This is a genomic window from Roseibium sp. (genome assembly GCF_039982295.1).
Taxonomy (GTDB): domain Bacteria; phylum Pseudomonadota; class Alphaproteobacteria; order Rhizobiales; family Stappiaceae; genus Roseibium.
On record NZ_JBDWYP010000003.1, the window covers coordinates 119,000 to 140,187 of the forward strand.

Annotated in this window: 19 protein-coding genes; 9 read left to right on the forward strand and 10 right to left on the reverse strand. The window is 55.8% G+C overall.

What is annotated here, in order from left to right; all coding sequences use genetic code 11:
- Nucleotides 1–310: 310 nt before the first annotated feature.
- Nucleotides 311–1,102, forward strand: a complete 792-nt coding sequence (locus tag ABJZ52_RS00670; protein ID WP_348187295.1) for a response regulator transcription factor — start codon at nt 311–313, stop codon at nt 1,100–1,102.
- Between the two features lie 328 nt (nt 1,103–1,430).
- Complete coding sequence (bktB, locus tag ABJZ52_RS00675; protein WP_348187297.1) at nt 1,431–2,618, forward strand: beta-ketothiolase BktB; 1,188 nt, start codon at nt 1,431–1,433, stop codon at nt 2,616–2,618.
- A 19-nt stretch (nt 2,619–2,637) separates the two neighbouring features.
- On the opposite strand, the gene ABJZ52_RS00680 is transcribed toward bktB, so the two are convergent.
- Nucleotides 2,638–3,552 carry a LysR family transcriptional regulator gene (locus ABJZ52_RS00680; protein ID WP_348187299.1) on the reverse strand — a complete coding sequence of 305 codons (915 nt, stop codon included), beginning with the start codon at nt 3,550–3,552 and terminating at the stop codon, nt 2,638–2,640.
- Nucleotides 3,553–3,734: 182 nt separating this feature from the next.
- Here ABJZ52_RS00680 and ABJZ52_RS00685 point away from each other — a divergent pair, with 182 nt between their 5' ends.
- The 7 genes from ABJZ52_RS00685 to ABJZ52_RS00715 all read left to right on the forward strand — a co-directional run bounded on the left by ABJZ52_RS00685 (nt 3,735) and on the right by ABJZ52_RS00715 (nt 10,732).
- A complete protein-coding gene (locus tag ABJZ52_RS00685; RefSeq protein ID WP_348187300.1) occupies nt 3,735–4,952 on the forward strand; it encodes an aminotransferase in 1,218 nt (405 codons plus the stop codon).
- A complete protein-coding gene (speB, locus tag ABJZ52_RS00690) occupies nt 4,939–6,000 on the forward strand; it encodes an agmatinase (RefSeq protein WP_348187301.1) in 1,062 nt (353 codons plus the stop codon). Before ABJZ52_RS00685 ends, speB begins: the two co-directional genes overlap by 14 nt.
- 90 nt (nt 6,001–6,090) lie before the next feature.
- Nucleotides 6,091–7,179 carry an extracellular solute-binding protein gene (locus ABJZ52_RS00695; protein WP_348187303.1) on the forward strand — a complete coding sequence of 363 codons (1,089 nt, stop codon included), beginning with the start codon at nt 6,091–6,093 and terminating at the stop codon, nt 7,177–7,179.
- A 69-nt stretch (nt 7,180–7,248) separates the two neighbouring features.
- Nucleotides 7,249–8,289: an ABC transporter ATP-binding protein gene (locus ABJZ52_RS00700; protein ID WP_348187305.1), complete on the forward strand. Its 1,041-nt coding sequence runs from the start codon at nt 7,249–7,251 to the stop codon at nt 8,287–8,289.
- A gap of 3 nt (nt 8,290–8,292) precedes the next feature.
- Nucleotides 8,293–9,147: an ABC transporter permease gene (locus tag ABJZ52_RS00705; protein ID WP_348187307.1), complete on the forward strand. Its 855-nt coding sequence runs from the start codon at nt 8,293–8,295 to the stop codon at nt 9,145–9,147.
- The gene (locus ABJZ52_RS00710) at nt 9,144–9,950 is read left to right on the forward strand and encodes an ABC transporter permease (RefSeq protein WP_348187309.1); all 807 of its coding nucleotides are present in this window, start codon (nt 9,144–9,146) and stop codon (nt 9,948–9,950) included. The genes ABJZ52_RS00705 and ABJZ52_RS00710 overlap by 4 nt, the downstream gene beginning before the upstream one ends.
- Nucleotides 9,947–10,732 carry a carbon-nitrogen hydrolase family protein gene (locus tag ABJZ52_RS00715; RefSeq protein ID WP_348187311.1) on the forward strand — a complete coding sequence of 262 codons (786 nt, stop codon included), beginning with the start codon at nt 9,947–9,949 and terminating at the stop codon, nt 10,730–10,732. The genes ABJZ52_RS00710 and ABJZ52_RS00715 overlap by 4 nt, the downstream gene beginning before the upstream one ends.
- Nucleotides 10,733–10,776: 44 nt before the next feature.
- Here ABJZ52_RS00715 and ABJZ52_RS00720 read toward each other — a convergent pair whose 3' ends face one another.
- The 9 genes from ABJZ52_RS00720 to ABJZ52_RS00760 all read right to left on the reverse strand — a co-directional run bounded on the left by ABJZ52_RS00720 (nt 10,777) and on the right by ABJZ52_RS00760 (nt 21,071).
- Nucleotides 10,777–12,678 (reverse strand): beta-galactosidase, encoded by a 1,902-nt coding sequence (locus tag ABJZ52_RS00720; RefSeq protein ID WP_348187313.1) that lies wholly within the window; start codon nt 12,676–12,678, stop codon nt 10,777–10,779.
- Between the two features lie 11 nt (nt 12,679–12,689).
- Nucleotides 12,690–13,529 carry an SMP-30/gluconolactonase/LRE family protein gene (locus tag ABJZ52_RS00725; protein ID WP_348187315.1) on the reverse strand — a complete coding sequence of 280 codons (840 nt, stop codon included), beginning with the start codon at nt 13,527–13,529 and terminating at the stop codon, nt 12,690–12,692.
- A complete protein-coding gene (locus tag ABJZ52_RS00730) occupies nt 13,526–14,140 on the reverse strand; it encodes a 2-dehydro-3-deoxy-6-phosphogalactonate aldolase (RefSeq protein WP_348187317.1) in 615 nt (204 codons plus the stop codon). Before ABJZ52_RS00730 ends, ABJZ52_RS00725 begins: the two co-directional genes overlap by 4 nt.
- Nucleotides 14,137–15,060 (reverse strand): 2-dehydro-3-deoxygalactonokinase, encoded by a 924-nt coding sequence (locus ABJZ52_RS00735; protein ID WP_348187319.1) that lies wholly within the window; start codon nt 15,058–15,060, stop codon nt 14,137–14,139. Before ABJZ52_RS00735 ends, ABJZ52_RS00730 begins: the two co-directional genes overlap by 4 nt.
- Nucleotides 15,057–15,821, reverse strand: coding sequence for an SDR family oxidoreductase (locus ABJZ52_RS00740; RefSeq protein ID WP_348187321.1), 765 nt, complete (start codon nt 15,819–15,821; stop codon nt 15,057–15,059). The genes ABJZ52_RS00735 and ABJZ52_RS00740 overlap by 4 nt, the downstream gene beginning before the upstream one ends.
- Nucleotides 15,822–15,860: 39 nt before the next feature.
- Nucleotides 15,861–17,936 carry an alpha-galactosidase gene (locus ABJZ52_RS00745; protein ID WP_348200146.1) on the reverse strand — a complete coding sequence of 692 codons (2,076 nt, stop codon included), beginning with the start codon at nt 17,934–17,936 and terminating at the stop codon, nt 15,861–15,863.
- On the reverse strand, nt 17,936–18,784 hold the full coding sequence (locus ABJZ52_RS00750) for a carbohydrate ABC transporter permease (protein ID WP_348186684.1): 849 nt from the start codon (nt 18,782–18,784) through the stop codon (nt 17,936–17,938). Before ABJZ52_RS00750 ends, ABJZ52_RS00745 begins: the two co-directional genes overlap by 1 nt.
- Nucleotide 18,785: 1 nt before the next feature.
- Nucleotides 18,786–19,721, reverse strand: coding sequence for a sugar ABC transporter permease (locus ABJZ52_RS00755; RefSeq protein ID WP_348186682.1), 936 nt, complete (start codon nt 19,719–19,721; stop codon nt 18,786–18,788).
- A gap of 87 nt (nt 19,722–19,808) precedes the next feature.
- The gene (locus ABJZ52_RS00760) at nt 19,809–21,071 is read right to left on the reverse strand and encodes an ABC transporter substrate-binding protein (RefSeq protein WP_348186680.1); all 1,263 of its coding nucleotides are present in this window, start codon (nt 21,069–21,071) and stop codon (nt 19,809–19,811) included.
- Nucleotides 21,072–21,188 lie beyond the last annotated feature (117 nt).

The following is a 21,188-nucleotide window of genomic DNA, read 5'->3' on the forward strand; positions in this document are numbered from 1 at the left end:
AAGCGGGTTGGCTGTTCTGCGTGCGAAGATATTCAGAAAATTCGAATTGTCATATTGCGTGATCGTCAGTATGTTGTATGTAGTTTTTCAGTTTATAATAATACTTATGAAATGATTTCAAATTTTAGATTTATTTGTTTCGTAATATATCGAAAATAAACCTGTTGATTTTATGCGTATCTGACTTTTTGTGTAAATCTCTTGTATTTGATGATTATCGATAACTGTTTCTGACCTGTTTCCGAGTGTTGACGGCCGTAATTCTGCCAATTAGTAGTAATTACATCGGGAAAATTCTGGAGTGGGCACCGTGTTTGTTTTAGTTGATGAGCGGGAAATAGTTACATCAGGATACGCCTCTGCGTTTGAGCGGGAAGGTTTTGCTACGCTTGAACTTCACGCAGAGGAATTGGATGATTGGCTGGCGGTCGCGCCTGGCAGCGATCTGGAGGCCGTTGAGGGGTTTCTGATTGGGGCTGGCGAGGCGCGGGGAACCTTTCCTGGCCTCATTCGCAACAGATGTGCGGACACTCCGATCATTGTTTTGGAAGATAAACCCAGCCTCGAAACCACACTCGATTTTTTCACAGCTGGTGTCGATGATGTCCTGCGCAAGCCGGTGCACGTCAAGGAAATACTGGCACGTGTCGGGGCAATTCGCAGGCGGACACTCGCTGAAGACGAAAAAGTCGAAAGCGGGCCTATTCAGGTCTTCTTCGATGGCCGTGATCCGATCGTTGGTGGTGAGGATATGATGCTGCCTCGCAGAGAGCGCAGAATTCTGGAATACCTCGTTCGTAACACGGGACGCAGGGTGACCAAGAGCCAGCTTTTCAACGCTGTGTATGGCGTCATGAATGAAGAAGTCGACGAATGCGTCGTTGAGAGCCATATCTCAAAACTTCGCAAGAAGCTGAGAATTCGTCTCGGCTACGATCCGGTCGAATCTACGCGTTACATCGGTTACATGCTCAAGGCTGGACAGCCAACTCAAGGTGCTCCGAAGCTAGCGGATGGCAAGAAGGTCGCGCCTGTCGCATGGGCACCCATTAAAGAGATGAAGACATCCTCAAACAAGAAGCTGGAACTCGTAAACAGCTGACTATCCGGTTTGCTACTTTGGCGGCTTAAGGCGGTGTCTCTTGATACGATCGCCTTGTTGGATCATGTATGGGGCTGGCTTCTCGCTAACCGTGTCGATCTCCATGTGAAATTGCCGTCCTTTGGTCGAGGCTCTCGCGCCAACCGGTAGGCCCTGTTCCTAGCAGGTACGCCGACTTTTCCGGGGCTCTTCAACTTTGGTCTAATTCGCGTTGCGTCAGGTCTGGAATGAACAGGCCTGTTTTGCAAAATTACCTCATATACTTGATTTTACCGATCAAGAAGTTTGCCCGTCTTGGGCAAGCTGGCTTCCAGATGAGGATTTTCACATGTCGAGAAATGTCGTGATCGCATCCGGCGTTCGCACTGCAATTGGTGACTTCGGCGGGTCTCTGGCAAGTGTGTCGCCTTGTGAGTTGGGGGCGGCTGTCGCTCGCGAGGCCATATCCAGGGCCGGGTGCGAGGGAGCGGATGTGGGGCAATCCGTTTTCGGAAATGTGATCCATACCGCACCCGAAGACATGTACCTCAGTCGGGTCGTTGCGATCCGTGCCGGTGTTCCCGAGACATCGCCGGCGCTGACACTGAACCGCCTGTGTGGATCCGGTCTGCAAGCGGTCGTTTCAGCCGCGGAGCAGATCCTGCTTGGAAATTCAGAAATTGTTTTGGCGGGCGGGGCCGAAAACATGAGCCGCTCCGGGCAATTGGTCAGCGCGAGCCGTTTCGGACAGAAAATGGGAGACGTGACAGCTGTCGACATGATGATCGGCGCGCTGAATGATCCCTTCGGCAATGGCCATATGGGTATCACCGCTGAAAATATTGCAGCGCGCGACGAGATCGACCGGGCTGTTCAAGACGCTTTCGCGGTCGAGTCCCATCGACGCGCTGCAGCAGCGATTGCGCAAGGCCATTTCAAGGATCAGATTCTGCCGATCACTGTCCGCAGGGGGCGCTCCGAGGTGGTATTCGACACAGACGAACATGTGCGCGAAGGCGTCTCGATCGAAGATATGGCCAAGCTCCGTCCGGCATTTCGTAGGGATGGAACTGTGACCGCCGGCAATGCCAGCGGCATCAACGATGGTGCCGCCGCAGTTGTGCTGATGGACGAGGACGTGGCACAAGATCGTGGCGCTCAGCCGTTGGCGCGAATTGTTTCTTATGGACTTGGTGGGGTTGCGCCAGAAGTCATGGGTTTAGGCCCGATCCCGGCGACACGACAGGCGCTGAGGCGGGCTGGTCTATCAGTGAGTGATCTCGACATCATCGAGTCCAACGAAGCCTTCGCGGCGCAAGCTTGCGCCGTATCTCAGGAATTGGGGCTACCTGCTGAAAAGGTAAATCCGAATGGCGGGGCAGTTGCGCTGGGCCATCCGGTCGGAGCCTCCGGGGCAATCATTCTCGTGAAGCTTGCTTATGAGCTGCGTCGCACAGGAGGTCGCTATGGGTTGGCCACCATGTGTATCGGTGGTGGACAGGGCATTGCGGTGATCATCGAACGTATGGGGGCGTGACCAGAAAGGAGACATGTACTCAGCACGTCTCCTTGTCCTGCAAGAGCCAGGTTTTCTCGACGGTTTCCAGAAAGGTCGAGACGACCTGCGTTCTTCGGGCGTCTTTGGCCGTCATGAGAAAGAAGCGGCACGTGTAGCCGAAATCATCTGGTACGAGATGCCTTAGCTTGCCGGCCTCGCACCATTTTGATGCGTAGTGGTGCGGCAGAAACCCGAGGTATGCGCCCGAGCGAATGAGCAGAAGTTGCGGCTCAATCTGGAAAACGGTCGCTTCAATTCGCCCTGGTCCATGTTGCTGCTTGTCTTCCTTGCGCCAATAGCCGCGTTGAACGAAGGGCATGGCGTGGATTGTTTCGTTTGTGATCTGGTCATCCGGCACTTGAAAAAGAGGGTGGCTTTTTCCGCAATAGAGTCCGTGGGCTTCTTCATGCAAAGGCATTTCCTCGACGCCGTCTACGGCCGCAATCGAGACGCCGATTCCGCAGTGATAGGTGCCGTCCAGAATTTTTTGCTGCAGGTCTTGTGGGCGTTCCTGAGCGATCAGGATTTTGACCTCAGGCGCGAGGCTTTTGAACAGTGCCAAGGCTTCAGGTAATCTGTTTCCGGGATCTTCCGCGATGGCGTCGAGAATGCCGAGCCGAAGTTCGCCGGCAAGCTTTCCCCTGAGCGCGCCAACATCCGCGGAAAAGTCGAGAAGTGAAGACTCCAGACGGCAAGCCGCTTCGTGAACGCGCTGACCCTGCTCTGTCAACCGGAAGCCGCGCCGCCCTCTTTGACAAAGGGTAACACCCAGTCGCTGTTCAAGCGCTGTCATGTGATTGCTGATGGTGGACTGGCTGAGATTCAATTCAACTTCAGCAGCTGAAAAACCGCCGTTTCGAACGACTGCGTCAAACACCTGCAAAAGTCTAAGATCGCTACCAGAAGGGCGCATATATGAACCTCTTATATGGATAATTCCAAATGTTATGTTTGATAGAACGCTATTTTTCAAGCTAAGTGATTTGGGTCTTATGGCGTGGAAATGCGCATGCCTAGCGATTGGGCGACGGCAAGCGTTGCACGGCACCAGCAATACGCCGACCGATGTTTAACTGCGAAGACGTCCAGAGCCGAATGAACAGTCTCAACTCCAATCTATTGGATACCGCCACGCCCCCCATTCCGGAGGCGCAGGGTTGGCTCAATGGCTACGATGGCAGTTTGGGGCCGATCGTCAGCTTGAGCCAGGCTGTGCCGGGCGACCCACCTCCCCAGGCGTTTCTGGACCGTATTTCGGATGCTGCGCGGTCACCCGAAGCGACGCGCTACGGTGATATCTTTGGTGACATGTCTCTGCGGTCGGCCTACGCACGCGACGTTTCGTCAATTTATGGCGCTGACTTGGGGGGCGGAAACACGGCAATCACCGCAGGCTGCAATCAGGCTTTCTTTGTGACGATGATGGCGCTTGCAAAAAGCGACGAGGCGATCCTGCTTCCTGCGCCGTGGTACTTCAATCACAAAATGACCCTGGACATGCTGGGCATCGAGGCACGGCCGTTGCCTCTGTCCCATGAGGCAGGTTTCGTGCCCGACCCTGTGGCGGCGGCTGATCTCATCGACGAGAAAGTCAGGGCAATTGTCCTGGTAACACCAAATAATCCGACCGGCGCAATGTATCCGGCTGGTGTGGTTGGTGCCTTCCAAAAGCTCTGCGCCGACAGGGGTATCTGGCTGGTAGTCGATGAAACCTACCGCGATTTCATTTCGAAAGACATGCCGCCTCACCGGCTTTTCACGTCTGAAAATTGGCAGGAAACGGTGATTAGCCTCTACAGTTTCTCAAAAGCCTACGCGATTCCGGGGCATCGGCTTGGCGCGATCGTGGCGGGCGAGGCGGTCATTAGTCAGGTCGGCAAAATCTTGGACTGCGTGCAGATCTGTCCAGCGCGTGCTGCCCAGATGGCTTTGCCTTGGGCGATCGAAAATCTGCGCCAGTGGCGGTCTGGAGCCCTTGAGACGATCCAGCAGCGCATTGGGGCGTTTGCCGAGACGATGCGCTGCGCAGATGGCTGGGAGATCGATCAGATCGGCGCCTATTTTGCCTATGTCCGCCATCCCTTTGAAGGCGTTGCGTCGACGCAAGTTGCCGAAGCGCTCGCGCGCCAATGTGGCGTTCTGGCGTTGCCAGGCGGTTACTTTGGCCCCGGGCAGGAACGACACCTGCGGGTTGCCTTTGCCAATGTCGGTGTCGAGGCAATTGCTGACCTTGGACAACGCTTTGACGCACTGACTGCAGCGGCTCCTTTTGCAGGAGCGGACGTGTGGAGGAAAAAGAATGAACAAGCCTAAACTGGATGCACTGCGCGAGAAATTCGGCGGCCAGAATGAGACTGCGATCTATGATCCGTCCTTTCAAAAGGTTGTGTCGAAACTATTCGATGAGAAGGGGACGAGGGTTGCTCCTTACGCAGGTATTCCGACGTTCCTTGACGTCGCTTATCGACCCATGGATTGGTCTGCGCCGGATTTCTCTGATCTCGACGTCGCCCTGATCGGTGTGCCAATGGATCTCGGCATCACCAATCGAAACGGATGCCGTTTTGGGCCACGTGCGCTGCGGACGATCGAGCGGGTGGGGCCCTATAACCATGTTCTGGACTGTATGCCTGCCCGGGATTTGAACGTAGCGGATGTGGGCGATGTGCCCTTCCGTAGCCGGTTTGATCTTGAACAGTCGCATGAAGACATTGAGGCGGTGGTGGCGAAAATCGTTGCCGCAGGTGTTGTTCCCTTGTCCGTTGGCGGCGACCATTCAATGACGCTCCCGATCTTGCGCGCGGTTGCTCAAAACCAGCCTGTCGGCATGATCCATATCGATGCACACTGCGACACTGCAGGACCTTTCGATGGCAGCCGCTTTCATCATGGCGGCCCTTTCCGCCAAGCGGTACTTGATGGAGTGCTTGATCCAGATCGAACCATTCAGATCGGTATTCGGGGGTCTTCGGAGTACCTTTGGGAATTCTCGAAGGCATCGGGCATGGATGTCATTCACGCAGAAAAGATCTCTGAACTTGGATGTGCTCGAATTGCCGAGATGGCGCGCGCCAAGGTTGGTGATGGTCCGGTCTATCTTTCCTTTGACATCGATAGTCTTGACCCGGCCTACGCACCGGGAACGGGGACGCCTGAGATCGGCGGCCTGACCACACGTGAAGCCCAGGAAATTCTCAGGGCGCTCAAGGGTGTCAATCTGGTTGGCGGCGATGTTGTAGAAGTCGCGCCACAATACGACAGCACCACGAACACTGCGCATGCCGGCGCCCAAATGCTGTTCGAAATCCTTTCGTTGATGGTTTTCAGCCCAGGGTTACGTCCCGAGGCCGGAGGAAACTGATCGGCAGATCTGTTCGACAAGAGACAGATGCCGAATTTAATACTGGCGGCAGTTTTTGGGATCGCCCGCCATGACAATAGGGGAACTGACATGACTAAAGATATTCGTTCAACATTCTCTCGGCGGTCCTTCCTGGCCGCTTCGTCCGCTGGTGTTTCGATGCTGGCGATGCCGTCCGTCCTGCGGGCTCAGGAAAGCTCGCTCAAAGTTGGCGTCTACGGCGGCTACTTCAAGGACAGCTTTGACAAGCACATCTTTCCGAAGTTCACCGAGGAAACCGGTATTGCGGTCGAATCCGTTGCTGAGCCTACCGGCGAAGCCTGGCTTGTGCAGCTGGAGCAGGCGGCGCGTGCCGGTGCTGCCCCGGCCGATCTTTCCATGATGTCCCAGGTTGCAATGCTCAAGGGCCAGTCGACCGAGCTCTGGGCGCCGATTGACATGTCCAAGATCACCAATGCCGGTGACGTGCTGCCGCAGTTCCTCAACAAGTATCCGGACGGCCGGGTTGCTGGCGTCGGCGCTGTTGCCTGGTATGTCAACCTTGTCTCCAACACAGAAGCCTATCCGGAAGCGCCGGAAAGCTGGGCGTTCATGTGGGATCCTGGCAATGAAGGCAAACTCGGCCTTCTTGCGTTGGTGTCCAATTCCTTCCTGCTTGAAGTCACGGCCAAGACCTTCTTCGGCGGCACCGGTATCCTCGACACCGAGGAAGGCATCCTGAAGGTCATGGACAAGCTCGCCGAACTGAAGCCGAACGTTCAGCTTTGGTATCGCGACGAAGCCCAGTTCGAGCAGGCTCTCAAGTCCGGCGAGATACCGATGGGCCAATACTATCACGATGTGACCGGTCTGGCCGCAGCCGACGGCTTCCCGGTACGCTCCACCTTCCCCAAAGAAGGCGGTATTCTCGATAGCGGATGTTGGGCCCTGTCACGTGCGTCCGACAAGGCCGATGAGGCGCATGCCTTCATTGACTTCATGACGCGCCCGGAAATGCAATCTCTGATGTCGCTCAAGGTTGGTACAGCTCCGACGCTCAAGCGGGATGTCCTTGCGCTGACTGATGAGGAGTTCGCGTCTGTCTCTTCATCGATCGATCCGATCATTCCTCGCTACGATCTTTATACGTCCAAGGCTGATTGGCTTAACCAGAAGTGGACTGAGCTGATTGTCGGCTAACGTAAAACTTGATCCGGCCGCGGCTACGCGGCCGGATTTGTCTTGGTTCTGAAAGTTTGGAAATCTCACATGGCTGGTCTCGCACTTACCGATGTCTGCAAGCGTTTCGGATCAGTGTCTGCCGTCGATGGCGTATCCCTGACCGTGCCTGAGGGAACCTTCGTCTGTTTGTTGGGGCCCTCTGGATGCGGCAAGACGACCTTGATGCGCATGATCGCTGGTCTTGAAGACCCGACTTCGGGCGAGATTGTCCTGAATGGCGAGCGTCTCAACGACGTACCCGCGCACAAGCGCGATCTCGGCATGGTGTTTCAATCCCTTGCCCTGTTTCCTCATCTTTCGGTTGGCGAGAATATTGCCTATCCATTGGCGATACGTGGGCGCAGCAAGGCCGAGATTGGTGCCCGTGTGAGTGAGTTGCTGGACATGGTTCAGCTGCCGGGTGTTACGGATCGCTCGATTACACAACTATCGGGTGGACAGCGTCAAAGAGTGGCGATTGCCCGCGCGCTGGCTGTTTCACCCAGGCTTTTCCTTTTGGATGAACCGCTCTCTGCGCTGGATGCAAAGTTGCGCGAGGCAATGCAGGTTGAACTGCGGCAACTGCAGCAGAGGCTAGGCATCACCACCATCGTGGTGACCCATGATCAGCGCGAAGCAATGAGCATGTCGGATGAGATCGTGGTCATGTCCGCGGGGCGTATCCAGCAAATGGCACCTCCGATCGATATGTACCGAAAGCCGGCCAATCCATTCGTCGCCGACTTCCTTGGGCAGGCCAACCTTCTGACGTTTCGAGGCGTGCAGGGTGGTGCAGACTGTTCTGCAGGGTTGATCTCTGGTCTGGATCTGCCTCTGGGCGAAACGCGGCAGGTTTCGGTTCGTCCGGAGGATGTTGTTGTCGGGCCACGAGATGCCGGTTCAATCAGGGCGACGGTCAGCTTCGTGCGCGAAATGGGGGCGAGCGTCGAGTTCCACCTAACTGCAGGATCGGAACGGATCATTGCATCTACAAGTCCGAAAGCGCACCCTGACTGCCGGATTGGCGATGAGGTGTCGGTGACCATTCCAGCCGAAGCCTGTGTCGTCTTCGACAAACAGGAGGCTTAGGCGATGCGCCGCGCAGCTCCGCAGAAACTGACTGACTATTTGCCGATCGCCTTTCCTACACTGATGCTTGGGATCTTTTTCGTCATTCCCTTCGGTTTGATGGTGATGGTGTCCTTCTTCAAGCGGGTTCAAGGCGGCTTTTACGAGCCGTCATTCACGCTCGCCAATTACGCACGTTTTCTTTCGCCGTTCTTTGGAGAGATGCTTGTATTTTCTCTCTGCCTTGCAGCTCTCGTGTCGATTTGCTGCCTTTGCCTTGGTGTGCCCTTCACCTACCGCCTGACGCGCCAGTCCCGGCGAGCACAGGTGATTTGGCTGATTGGGCTCCTTGGTGTGCTGTCTCTTTCTGAAGTTATCATCGGATTTGCCTGGTCGACATTGCTCAGCCGCACGGCTGGCCTTTCCAATCTGTTTGTCTGGCTTGGTCTGATGGACAAGCCGGTGGCCTGGACGCCGAGCTTTGCGGCCGTTTTGACCGGCCTTGTGTATCAGGCATTTCCTTATACGGTTCTGGTGCTTTACCCGGCTTTCTCCCGTCTGGATCCGTCTCTCATGGAGGCTGCCCGAACGTTGGGTGCGTCGCCTGTGCGCGGCTTTTTAAACGTGGTTCTGCCGGCCATGCGCAAAACCTTGCTGGCGACATTCATCATCGTTTTCATCTTTGCCCTCGGCGCCTATCTTCTGCCGCAGCTTCTTGGAAGGCCGCAGCACTGGACGCTGTCTGTTCTGGTGACTGACCAGGCTATCTACCAATCGAACATGCCATTTGCAGCGGCCATGGCTGTGTTCCTCGTCTTTGCAAGTCTCGTGCTCGTTGCGATCTCTGGTCAGATCAATCGCAGGGGAGGTGGGTCATGAATCTCACCTGGTTATCCCGGACCTTCTGTACCTGCCTGGCTATGTTCCTCATTCTGCCGATTGTGGTGATCGGGGGCGTCGCCTTCAATGAAAAGAAAACGCTTTCCTTCCCCCCAAAGGGATTTTCGCTCGACTGGTATTGGCAGGTCTTCTCGGATGAAGGCTGGCGTTCCGCGCTGTTTCACTCAGTCTCTGTTGCCTTGATCGCCGCCTCGATCAGTGTCGCGATTGCCTTGCCTTTGGCATGGTTTTTGTGGCGCAGGGTGGCTCCATGGGCGCGGGTCGTGGAGGTTCTCGGGTTTGCACCGTTCATTTTGCCGCCGGTGATCACGGCTCTTGGAGCGCTGAGTTTCTGGGCGACTACTGGCTACTATGGTCAGCCCTGGACCGTTGTGATTAGCCACGGCATTTTCTTCGTCAGCTTGCCCCTTGTGACCATTACGCTTGGCTTCGCGACAGTTGACCGCGAAATCATTGAAGCGGGAATGACCATGGGAGCCGATGACCGGACGCTCGCCCGGACGATCATATTTCCGATGATCCGGCCCTATGTCATTTCAGGCTTTGCGTTTGCCTTCGTTCTGTCTCTGAATGAATACATCGTCGCCTATATGACTGTAGGCTTCACCCTTGAGACGATCCCCATCAAGATTTTCAACGCGCTCCGGTACGGCTATACGCCGACGATGGCGGCTGTTTCGCTTTTCTTTGTTCTGGTCGCCGTCTGTGTCTTTGGCCTCGTTGCGCGGTTTGGAGATTTGCCCAAGCTGCTTGGGGCCTGGAGCGAAGGCGACAAGACATGAAGATCGCCGTTTGCCAGATGGATGCAGCGATCAGCGACCAGGAAGAGCGTCTTTCCGAGCTCGAACGCTCTGCAGGCGCAGCCGCCGAGGAAGGCGCGCGCATTCTTGTCTTTCCTGAACTTGCCGTTACTGGCTATGGCGCGGGTGCGCTGATCGCTTCAACGGCTGAGGGCATGAATGACAGTCCGGTGCTCGTGCGGTTGAGCGATCTCGCTCAAAAGCTTGGGTTGGCAATGGTTGTCGGCATCGCGCTCAAGGAGGGCGATCACATTTTCAATGAGGCAGTCTTCCTTGCTCCGGATGGATCGAGAACCGGATATTCAAAGATCCAACTTTACGGCGACTATGAAAAGGGTTTGTTCCGACCTGGTGAAGCGGCCTCGGCGATTGTTGAATTCGAGGGGCTCAAGCTCGGATTTCTCGTCTGCTTTGATGTCGAGTTTCCCGAACGGACCCGCGACCTTGTCATGAGGGGTGCCGATCTTGTTTTGGTTCCAACGGCACTCCCGAAGAGCTCGGCAGGTTCTTTCATTGCAGGTTCTGTTGTACCTGTAAGGGCATTCGAAAATCAGATTTTCATTGCCTACGCGAACCATTGCGGAGCTGATCAGAACTTTGCCTATCAGGGCTGCTCTTGCGTTGCAGCGCCCGATGGAGCGCTGCTTGCCAGTGCGTCAATGAAAGCAGGGCTTCTCTTCGCGGACATCAAGCCTCAGGCCTACGAGCACAGCAGGGAACAAAACCCGTATCTTGACGAGCTGGTCGTTTTAGACGACGTCTGACATGCAATTGCTGCCGCTGGGATCTACTACCGCCGGTTTGAAAGTTAAAGCGCCTGTCGCAGCAGATCCGCAGCGGGGATGACGCCAACAGGTGTTTCAACTGGCTCGGCGCGATAGTTGAACCAGAAACGCTCGGTCGCGGTGTCGCGAATACGAACCCCTTCCGGCAAGAGCTCCGTCTTGATCTCAAGCGTGTTGCAGAGGCTTGAAAACAGCTGATTGAGTGCAGTCTGGTCGCCCCACCCGGCCATGTAGACCAGATTGCCATTTGCCACAGCAACGGGAGGCCCATCCTTGAGCTGCAGTATTTTGTCTGCAGAGGTTTCCAGTTCTTCTCGATAGCCGACGACGTTGCCGTCCCCGCTCAGGGCCATGGGCATGTCAGGACGGATGCTCTCGACCCGCGAGACTGTAACGTCCAGCCCGGGAAGGTCAGGAGGTAGCGGCACGGGTATTTCCATCTCCGGGCCTCGTGCGCCGGCCCTTGGTCCAAGAACAACTGTTGCGTCTGTTTCACACAACGCCCGTTTCAACGCCTCGGGTATATGCATAAGCCCCGGGGCGGTCACAAGTTTGTAGTCTGAAAAATCCCTGGCCGTTGGCGGCAGTATGTCGATTGAAAGTCCCAGTTTGCGCAGCGCCCGGTAGGTGTCGAAGACAAGCTGGAAGTAGCTTGAGCCTTCGCCATGTGGTTGGGTGGTCCAGGCGAAGTCGGCGTCGTAGTCGAAAATCAGTCCGACCTGTGCTGATGGGGCCGACGCGTCTGGGGCATCTGCTATCTCCCGAGCAACCTGTATTGTTTCTTCGAGACCTGGAGCTGCCGCGCTGTCTGGCCTCAGAAGCCCTGCATGCATTTGCTCCTGGGCGAAAGGCGCCTGTCGCCAGCGAAAGTAACAAACAGCTTCTGCACCATGCGCAAAGGCTTCCCAGGTCCATAAACGAACCATGCCCGGGAGTGGGGCGGGATTGTAGGGCGCCCAATTCACGGGACCTGGCTGTTGCTCCATGACCCACCAGCGTCCCTTGCCCACAGCACGATAGAGGTCGTGATGAAATGCCTGAAAGTCGGGATCACCTTGTCGCGCATAGTTGCGCTTGTGCTCTGCGTTGGCCTCAACTCGGTCTTCGAGAAAGCCCATCGGGTAGCTGTCCCAGGTTGCTATCTCGAGATCGTCACCGACCTTGAAGTGGTCGAAATCGGTCGTACGACCCATGAAGTTGTGGCTGATGGGCGCGCTGGAGTGCTTCCGCAGGATTTCGGCTTGTCGACGATTGAAACGAACCACCTGATCGGAGCTGAAACGGCGGAATGCGAGCACGTGCGCGGGGTTCGCTTCCGTGACAGTCAGGTTCGGAAGGTCAATGTCTTCGAAGCTTTCATAGTCCATCGACCAGAACACATTGCCCCAGGCGCGGTTGAGGGCGTCTGCTGAGCCATATCGCTCTTTCAGCCATGTGCGGAAGGCCTCGCTCGCAGCCTGGGAATAAGACAGGGTTGTGTCGTGGCAGCTGTACTCATTGTCGGTTTGCCAGGCGCCGACATGAGGGTTGTTGCCATAGCGCTCAGCCATCAGCTGCACGATCCGGTCGCACTCGTGAGCGTAGCCTTCGTGCGAAAAGCAATAATGACGTCGTGAGCCGAACTTGCGTGGATTGCCATGAGCATCAACTGCGAGCATGTCCGGATGACGATGAAGCATCCAGCGGGGTGGTGTCGCAGTCGGCGTGCCAAGAACGACCTTGAGGCCAGCGCTCGCCAAAATCTCGATGGCGCGATCGAGCCAATCCCAGTTGAGATTTCCGGGCTCCGGTTCAATGCGACTCCAGGCGAACTCGCCAATCCGTACCCAAGTCAACCCGACTTGCGCCATGCGTCGGGCATCAGCCTCCCAGATTTCCTCCGGCCAGTGTTCCGGATAGTAGCAGGTGCCTAGCGTGCGTTTCATGGGACTTGATCTCAAAGCGTGACGCGATGTTCTTTTTGGCCCCGGGCGCTTGTCTGGGACAGATAGGTTTTGCCTTCGACGTTTCCGGACAAGCCGATCGCCGCCGACGTGGCGAAGAGGGTCGTTAGATCGGCGCCACCGAATGCGGGGCACGAGATCTGTTCTGCCTCGAACTTTATTGCCTCAAGGAAATTTCCCTGTGGGTCGTAGCAGGCCACCCTGTGCGCGCCCCATTGAGCGTTCCACAGGTTCCCCGCAGTATCGATGACTGCGCCATCAGGATTGATGTCCTCGCCAGAGAGGTCCAGGAAAACTTCGGGTTCTCCAGAAGGCCATCCCGATTGGTCCATCCCGATCTGCCAAATGGTTTGGACCGCGGTATCGGCAAAGTAGGCCCGTGATCCGTCGGGGGCGAAGCAGATCGCGTTTGGGATCGTGATGTCGGGAAAAAGTTTGCGAAGCTCCCCTCGGTAGAAGCGGTAAATTGCACCACTGCCGGGTTCCGCGTTCTTGTCCATTGTGCCGATCCAGAAGCCACCATAGGGATCCGTTCGGCCATCGTTGGACCGGGTTGCAGGATCGTCCGCTTCAAGCGCACAGAGCACCTGAGAACTTTCAGTCGTCAGGTTGAACTCGAACAGTTTGGTCTCGCTGGCGATCAGCAGACGGTCTTCATCGATCCATCCCGATGCAGAAACATTTTCCTCAAAGTGCCACTCTTGATCCTGGCCGTTCTTGCGGGAAAGCATGCGGTTTCCCAGAATGTCGAACCAGAAGAGTTGTGCGCGCTCAGGATGCCAGAGCGGTCCTTCACCAAGTTTGCAAACGCGGGTGTCGAAGATTTCGGTCATGTGCTTTGTTCTCGGCCTTTGTCGTAGGCGGTGACAATGGCTTGCGCGCGGGCTGTGACCTCGGACTTGGAAAAGCCTGGTGCGTAGAGCGCCGTGCCTATCCCGAAGCCAGTGATGCCTGCGGCAATCCAATCCTTGAAATTGTCCGGACCTGCGCCGCCGACGGCATAGGTCTCTGTGTCTTTGGGCAGGACGGCACGCATGGCCTTCAGACCAGACGGGCCGATCAGGCTGGCAGGGAAGAGCTTTAATCCGTCCGCACCATTGCGAAGCGCCGTAAAACACTCGCTCGGTGTCATGACTCCGGGAAAAGAGGCCATTCCTGCTTTCTTCGTGGCGCGTATAACCTCTGGATTGCAATCGGGTGACACGATCAGTGTTCCTGCCGCGTCACGGACTTGCTGAACAGCCTCCGGGCTCAGAACCGTGCCGGCACCAATCTTCGCGGTTTGGCCAAACTCCCTGGACATCAGAGCAATGCTATCCAGAGGATCTGGAGAGTTCAACGGCACTTCGATCTGAGTGATGCCTTCGGTGATCAAGGCTTCCGTGATGCTCAGCGCGTCCGCCGGTGTGATGCCGCGCAGAATGGCAATAAGAGGACGAGTCATTGTGCGGCTTCCTTAAACGAGGCATGGGCGAGGATCAAACCGCGCATGGTTACCCTCTCTGCAGAGACACATGTGCCTGAAAGTCCCAAGGCGTCCAGACCGACCTTATAGGCCTGGGCAATACGGTCCTCACCCAGGATGACAACCGGGCCTGCCGTCTTGGCGCCAAGGCCGAGTGCTGCAAGCTCTGCTCCGACCAAAAGACCCGATAGGCGACTGAAGGCTTGCGTTGGTGAAAGATCGGCAATGAGGCCCTTCGCCCGAATGCCAAACAGCACAGCTGCCAGGGAACTCGGCTCTTCGGCAATTTGATGTAGAGCTTGCCTGAATTCTTTCAGATCAAGTTCGCCGGCCTCTATGCCGTGCCTTAAAACCGATTTTTGCGACAACAAACTGAAAAGTTCGCCGGTCATGAACGTTTGAAAAGAACGTATCTCACCATGGCTAATGGAAGCCCATTTCGTATGAGTTCCCGGGAGGCAGACCATGCCGTTGTAGGAAGGAGTATCGCTGAGAAAGCCGGCAATTTGCGTTTCTTCTCCGCGCATGACGTCTTCAGGGTCGGTCTGTTTCACTCCGGGCAGAAGGTAGACCGATAATCTCGGATCGGTTCCCGCTACATGTGTCGCCTGATTGACGGAAGGAGGTGGGCAAGGGGTTGTCAGGTACGGCGCTTCAGCCCAACCCTGCCTTGAGCCGGCCATGCCGCAGACCACGACATCGGTCTTCTTGTCGGGATCCAGGTCCTGTTCAATCAGCTGAAGGAGAGCTGGTTCGAACTGTTCCTTTGCAAGAGTTCCCATGCCTTTTGCAGATTGGTATTGCGCCAGGACTTCGTTGGCTGAGCTCATCAGCCAAACACGTAGATTTGTCGTGCCCCAGTCGACGGCAATCCAATCAATTTGACTGGCCTGGTTCATCCGGTCACCACGACGCCGCCGTCAACCACAAGGGCCTGACCGGTCATCATGCGGCTGGAACTGGACGCTAGAAAAAGCACGGGGTCTACAATGTCTTCTGGCGCAATTTCGTCCTTCAGGCATTGCCGGTCCAGATGAGCGCTCAGAGCTTCAGGTGTAACCCATTTGTCCTTTTGCTTTTGCGTCAGGACCCAGCCGGGAGCCAACGCGTTTACGCGGATCTTCTCGGGACCGAATTCGCGCGCGAGGCTTCTGCTCATTCCGTTGATGCCGGAATTTGCGGTTGTGTATCCAGGGTAGCCGGCATTTCCCATCATGTAAGAGATTGAGGAAAAATTGATGATCGAGCCACCCCCGGCAGTTCGCATCCCGGACACTGCGTGTTGACAGGCGAAGAAGTAGGGTTTCAAATTGATGGATTGGCACCAGTCCCAATATTCCTCTGTGACTTCCTCGGTCGTATGCCTTTGATCATTGGCGGCGTTGTTTACCAATACGGTAATTGGGCCATGCTGCGCGGCAGCCGTGTCCATTGCTGCCTTCAGCGCGGGAATATCCGAGATGTCGCACGGAATAAAAAGTGGCCGGTTGCCATGAACCTTCTCCATGTCGTCGCAGAATGCAGTTGCGTCCGATCGCTGCACAAAGGCGACTTTGGCACCTTGAGCTAGAAAGCCACCAGTCAATGCGGCGCCGATGCCAGACCCGCCACCGGTGATGAAAACAGATGCGTTCTTCAGGTCAGGAAATGTCGCGGGCATAGTTGTCCGTCCTTATAGGATAAATTGAGTAGGTCATTGTCATAGCCGCTGTCCTTCAACGACCCACATGCTTTCCGGGAACCTCCAGGGAAGGTTAAGCCCATGTTGCATGAGATACTGCCCGGAAAGGGTCAGGTCGACAGTCTTCAGCGCGCAGTCACCACGGGACAGCACGGCGACGTCTGCACGGTTTTTTAAACTTACGCAGTAACGAACATCAGCGTCCAAACCCGTTAGTCTCAAGGGGTGGGGCACTATCTGGTCAGAAGGGCTCAGAAGCGCCGAGAAAACGACAAAACGGTCTCTGGATGCAGACCTGTGAAGCTCGGCAATTTCGGCAGGATCCGATGTGTCCAGACGCAGAATGTCCGCGTTCATCATCCAGTCGCGATTGTCCTTCCACCAGTTTGTTGTCTCGGCAAGGATGCCCGCTTCTTCTTCTGTAAGTTCTCTCGGGTCCAATTCGAAGCCCATGTGCCGTTGGGCCGCAGTCCAGGCCCGAAGCCTGATGTCGAGTGTACGACCGGAGGTGTGGCAACGGTGCGGACCTACGTGACTGCCAGTTATGCTCGCGGGCAGGAACAATGCCGCGTTATGTTGAATTTTCTGGCGCTCAATCGCGTCGTTGCTGTCAGACAGCCATACGCGTTGAGTGCGTCGAAGGATCCCGAAATCAATTCGGCCGCCGCCGGAGGCGCAACTTTCAAACTCAACTTGCGGAAAGGCTTCGCAGAGCCGGTCAAACAAGCGGTAGACAGCGTCTGTTTGGGCCGCGTCGGCAATCGGCAAGACGCGGTTGTGATCCCATTTCACGTAGCTGATTTCATTGGCGCCCAGAATTTCCGAAATGCCGTTGTAAAGGTGATCCTCAACCTCTTTCTTGCGAATATCCAGCACGAGCTGTTGCCGACCGCGTGGCTGGTCAGCAGGGCCGAGGATCCAGTCAGGGTGTTTGCGGAAGAGGTCGCTGTTTGCGTTGACCATTTCCGGTTCGAACCATAGGCCAAACTCCATATCCAGAGAGCGGACGTGCGCAACCAGCGGTGTCAGGCCATCTGGATACTTTCGGGGATCAATCTGCCAGTCCCCAAGAGAACTGGTGTCGTCATCTCTTTTTCCGAACCAGCCATCATCGAGTACAAAGCGCTCTGCGCCGAGCGCGGCTGCACGGCTCGCAATGTCTTTCAGCTCGTTGATGTCGTGGTCAAAGTAGACTGCTTCCCAGCAGTTATAATGAACAGGTCGGGGGAGCTTGGTGTTGGGAACGATCCACTTGCGGGCGTGCTGTTGAAACGCAACCGCAATCTGGTTGAGGCCATTTGCCGAGAATGTCGCATAGAGTGGCGCAGAGCTGAAGTTGCGGCCTTTGCTCTGTGTTCCCTTTGCGTGGCCGAATTGTAGCTGGCGACGTCCGTCGGCGAGTTCCTCTGCGACCATTGTATGGCCGCCAGACCAGCCATAGTGGAATCCAAAGGCCTCGCCCGAGGAGTTTTGGGTTCCTTCCTCAAGAACGATCAGACCGGGGAAATGAGTGTGGTCGGTTCGCCCCGTGCGGTTGGTTCTTTCTCTGGCGCCTGTCGCAAAACGCAGCTTTTCGGTCTGAAATTCCGAACACCAGCGTCCGGAGAATTCGAGCATGTGATCTGTGCGCGCAGAACAGGGAAATGCCGGTGCGGCGAGCCAATTGAGGGCGATGTCCTCGTCAGATTCCAGCTCACTATGCGCCGTGATCACCGACGTTTGTTCGTTCAGATGGAAAGCAAGTTTGAGGGTCAGGCCGTTGGCATCATCGCGATAAAGAATCTGCAGATCGGATGCCGTCGATGTCACCTCGTTCTGAAACCTGAACTGCGGCAGGACCTGAAGCCCCTCAGATGTTCGAGCCTCGATGCCAGGCTGACCGGCAAATCCTGAGGCACTCTCAGGCGACACGCTCAAGGGAGGAAGAACGTCAAGCATTCCGCCGGTAACGTCACCCTGGTGGGCTGAGGCGAGCTCTTCCAGGTCCTCGCCCAAACCTAGAGAAGCTCCCCAGTAAACAATTATGGGGAGTGCGTCGTCGGTCGATGCCAGGACGAAACTCTGTCGGCGATCACGCAAATGCCAAGTCTGCATTACTTCACGGCTCCAAGCGTGAGGCCTGCGATGAAATGCTTTTGCATCAGAAAGAACATGGCCACCGGCGGAAGCGCAGCGACAATCGATCCTGCACTCATCAGGTGATAGGCAGCGCGGTACTGTGCGTTGAAGGAGGTGATGCCCGCGGTGACTGGCTGACTTTCAACACCCTGTGTAAGTACCACTGCCCAGAAGTAATCGTTCCAGATGAAGGTGAAAATCAGCACAGATAGTGCTGCGATGGCAGGCTTCATCAGCGGGAGTACGATGTACCAGAAGATCCGCCACTCAGCGACGCCCTCGACGCGCGCGGCTTCGATCAATTCAAATGGCAGAGCCCGAATGAAATTGCGCATGAACAGTGTGCAAAAACCGGTCTGAAAGGCGATGTGAAAGAGCACCAGACCGGTGATTGTGTTGTAGAGACCCATTTGAAGTGTGAGATCGCGAACCGGGACCATGAGGATCTGGAACGGCACGAAATTGCCGGCCACGAACATGAAGAAGATCCAGATGTTGGCCTTAAACTTGTAAACGCCAAGCGCGAAACCGGTCATGCAGGAAAGTGCGACGGCCCCAATGACGGTCGGGATCGTAATAAGCACCGAGTTCAGCAGATATTGCGGCATGTCCGATCCGGTGAAGACCAGCGCGTAGTTTGTGAAGCCCTCAAAGGATGATGGCCAGCCCCAGTAGTTGGCATTGGCGAAATCGGAAGCGGGCTTGAACGAGAAAATGGCGACGGCGATCAGTGGGAGAAGCCACAGGAACAGGGCGAGGGGCAAAAGTGTCTGATAGGAGAGTTGCCAGGAGCGTGAGGTGCGCTCGATCGGGGTCGGGAACATCTCAGCGCGCCTTTTCTTCTTGGTACATCGACCACAGGAAGTAGGCGATGAAAACCAGCATGATGAGAAACAGAACGACGGCGATCGACGCGCCATAGCCCATTCGGAAACCGTATTCGGAGAGGGCGACCTCGAACATGTAGAAGCTGAGCACGCGGCTTTCGCCGTATGGGCCGCCGTTGGTCATCACCGAGATCAGGTCGAAGGATCTCAAGGCGCCGATAATCGTGACTACAAAAGCAATGAAGGTCGCGGGCCTTAGCTGCGGGATGATGATGTACCAGAGCATGCGCAGACCCTTGGCACCATCCAGTCGTCCGGCTTCAATCTGTTCCGGATCGACAGCGTTGAGGCCGGTTAGATAAAGGATCATGCAATAGGCTGTCTGCGGCCAAAGGCCGGCGACGATGATGCCGTAGGTCACAAAGTTCTCGTCGCCTAGAACATTGATTGGCGGAATGCCGACACTTCCCAGCATGTAGTTGAGCAGGCCGAATGTAGGGTCGTAGAACCAGGTAAAGACCAGGCCAACAACGACCTGGCTGATCACAAAGGGAAAAAAGAACAGGGATTTGTAGAGCCGGATACCGGTAACCGTCTGATTGAGGAAAAGTGCGATGAACAATCCGGCTGGAATTGCGAGCAGGTACATCACAAGCCAGATCAGATTGTTGCGCAGGGATGTGTAGAATGCATCATCCCAATAAAGCTCTTCGTAGTTGTAGACGCCGACATATTCTGCTTCGCCGAGCCCATCCCAAGAGTAGAATGACAGGCTGAAGGACTGGTAGATCGGAAAGATCACGTAAAAGAGGAAGAACAGAATTCCGGGAGCCAGAAACAGCCAGGGCGTCATGGTCTGCTGGTTCTTGTGCCACCAGGAGTTCTTTACGGGCTTGTCTTGCCGTGAAACTGCCGGTGCGCCTGCATCAGCCATGGCCTGCCTCTTTACCTAGCACGTGTCGATAGAAGATGGGGGGAGGGGCGCAAGCTGCGCCCCTCTTTTCGTGTTTTTGCGTGAAGATCAGTTCTTGTAGATCCGGCCACGAGCGCGTTCGAGGCGCTTCAGGATCTTGTCGAGATTGTCCGGCTTCACCATGAATTCCTGCAAGCCTTCCATGGCGACTTTCGCCATTTCAGCCGGAGCGTCGCGATCAAAGAACTGGGCAACTCCGCCAGGAGAGTTGGTGGACAGCATTTCAAAGCCCTGTTCCAGGAACTTGTCCTTGTCCACGCTCGACTGAGCGTTCACCGGCAGCTGGCCAAGGTTCTTGCCATCGTTGATCCAGGTCTGAACGTCTGCAGAGGCGACGTAGCGCAGGAATTCACGAGCAGCTTCCTTGTTGGTGGCGTTCGACGGGATGTGGAACGTATCGGTCGGAGCGTCTTCAGCCAATTCAACACCCGGGTTGATTTCCACGAACTGGTAGAAATCCAGCTGATCATCGGTCAGGCCGGCATCGCGCAGCGGTGCAACTGCGAAGTTGCCCATCAGGTAGGCGGTGGCGTCGCCCTTGACCATGAACGGCAGCGCCTCCTGCCAGCTGTATGAGGCGTGGTTGTCGATGAATGCGCCCATATCGATCAGCTCGCGCCAGTTGGCGAACGTCTTGCGGACCTCGTCGCTTTCCCAGGAGGCCTGACCTGTCAGCAGATCCATATGGAAGTCGAAACCGTTTGTGCGCATGTTCATGTAATCGAACCAGCCGCCGGCGGTCCAAAGGAACTTCGAGCCAATCGTGTAGCACTTGCGGCCGGAATCGATGATCTTTTGACAGTTGGCTTTTTCTTCTTCCCAGTTTGTGGGTTCAGACAGGCCGAGTTCGTCGAAGATGTCTTTCCGGTAGTAAACACCCCACTGATAGTAGGTGTAGGGAACACCCCACTGCTTGCCGTCAATCGTCATTGCGCCTTTGGTCGAGGCGAGATTGTCTGCGATAGCAGGCTCGGCCCAAAGGTCGGACACGTCCTCGAAAAGCCCCGCTTCAACATATGGGCGCATGCGGTTGGCTGCATACCAGGTGGCGACGTCTGGAGAGTTGGCTGTCAGGAAGTTGCGGATCTGCGTCTTGTACGCTTCCCGATCGATGACGGTGGTTTCGATGTTCAGATCCGGATGAAGGGCCTGGAAATCGCCGATCATCTTTTCCATCGTTGCCCGCGGCGCCGGGTTGGATGTGTCGAGGAAGATTTTAAAATCTCCGCTCAGGTCTGCCGCAAATGTTGAGCCTGTGTTCGCTGCGACAATGGCTAACGCCGCCGCTGTCATCTTCAGCATGGTATGCATCACTTCCTCCCATGGAATGTTCCAATATTTGGAACTAAGTTTTGTATATTGATACCTTGCTTTGACTGGGTTAGGTTTGTCAACAGGCCTTGGGCGACAACAAGGACCATCGGAGGA

Excerpts from the sequence above, each read along its gene's own strand:
- bktB (WP_348187297.1), top strand. The coding sequence starts at position 1,431 with ATGTCGAGAAATGTCGTGATCGCATCCGGCGTTCGCACTGCAATTGGT.
- speB (WP_348187301.1), top strand. The coding sequence starts at position 4,939 with ATGAACAAGCCTAAACTGGATGCACTGCGCGAGAAATTCGGCGGCCAG.
- ABJZ52_RS00725 (WP_348187315.1), bottom strand. The coding sequence starts at position 13,529 with ATGACCGAAATCTTCGACACCCGCGTTTGCAAACTTGGTGAAGGACCG.
- ABJZ52_RS00705 (WP_348187307.1), top strand. The coding sequence starts at position 8,293 with ATGCGCCGCGCAGCTCCGCAGAAACTGACTGACTATTTGCCGATCGCC.
- ABJZ52_RS00750 (WP_348186684.1), bottom strand. The coding sequence starts at position 18,784 with ATGTTCCCGACCCCGATCGAGCGCACCTCACGCTCCTGGCAACTCTCC.
- ABJZ52_RS00735 (WP_348187319.1), bottom strand. The coding sequence starts at position 15,060 with ATGAACCAGGCCAGTCAAATTGATTGGATTGCCGTCGACTGGGGCACG.
- ABJZ52_RS00680 (WP_348187299.1), bottom strand. The coding sequence starts at position 3,552 with ATGCGCCCTTCTGGTAGCGATCTTAGACTTTTGCAGGTGTTTGACGCA.
- ABJZ52_RS00720 (WP_348187313.1), bottom strand. The coding sequence starts at position 12,678 with ATGAAACGCACGCTAGGCACCTGCTACTATCCGGAACACTGGCCGGAG.
- ABJZ52_RS00730 (WP_348187317.1), bottom strand. The coding sequence starts at position 14,140 with ATGACTCGTCCTCTTATTGCCATTCTGCGCGGCATCACACCGGCGGAC.
- ABJZ52_RS00715 (WP_348187311.1), top strand. The coding sequence starts at position 9,947 with ATGAAGATCGCCGTTTGCCAGATGGATGCAGCGATCAGCGACCAGGAA.
- ABJZ52_RS00710 (WP_348187309.1), top strand. The coding sequence starts at position 9,144 with ATGAATCTCACCTGGTTATCCCGGACCTTCTGTACCTGCCTGGCTATG.
- ABJZ52_RS00685 (WP_348187300.1), top strand. The coding sequence starts at position 3,735 with ATGAACAGTCTCAACTCCAATCTATTGGATACCGCCACGCCCCCCATT.
- ABJZ52_RS00755 (WP_348186682.1), bottom strand. The coding sequence starts at position 19,721 with ATGGCTGATGCAGGCGCACCGGCAGTTTCACGGCAAGACAAGCCCGTA.
- ABJZ52_RS00695 (WP_348187303.1), top strand. The coding sequence starts at position 6,091 with ATGACTAAAGATATTCGTTCAACATTCTCTCGGCGGTCCTTCCTGGCC.
- ABJZ52_RS00760 (WP_348186680.1), bottom strand. The coding sequence starts at position 21,071 with ATGCATACCATGCTGAAGATGACAGCGGCGGCGTTAGCCATTGTCGCA.
- ABJZ52_RS00740 (WP_348187321.1), bottom strand. The coding sequence starts at position 15,821 with ATGCCCGCGACATTTCCTGACCTGAAGAACGCATCTGTTTTCATCACC.
- ABJZ52_RS00745 (WP_348200146.1), bottom strand. The coding sequence starts at position 17,936 with ATGCAGACTTGGCATTTGCGTGATCGCCGACAGAGTTTCGTCCTGGCA.
- ABJZ52_RS00700 (WP_348187305.1), top strand. The coding sequence starts at position 7,249 with ATGGCTGGTCTCGCACTTACCGATGTCTGCAAGCGTTTCGGATCAGTG.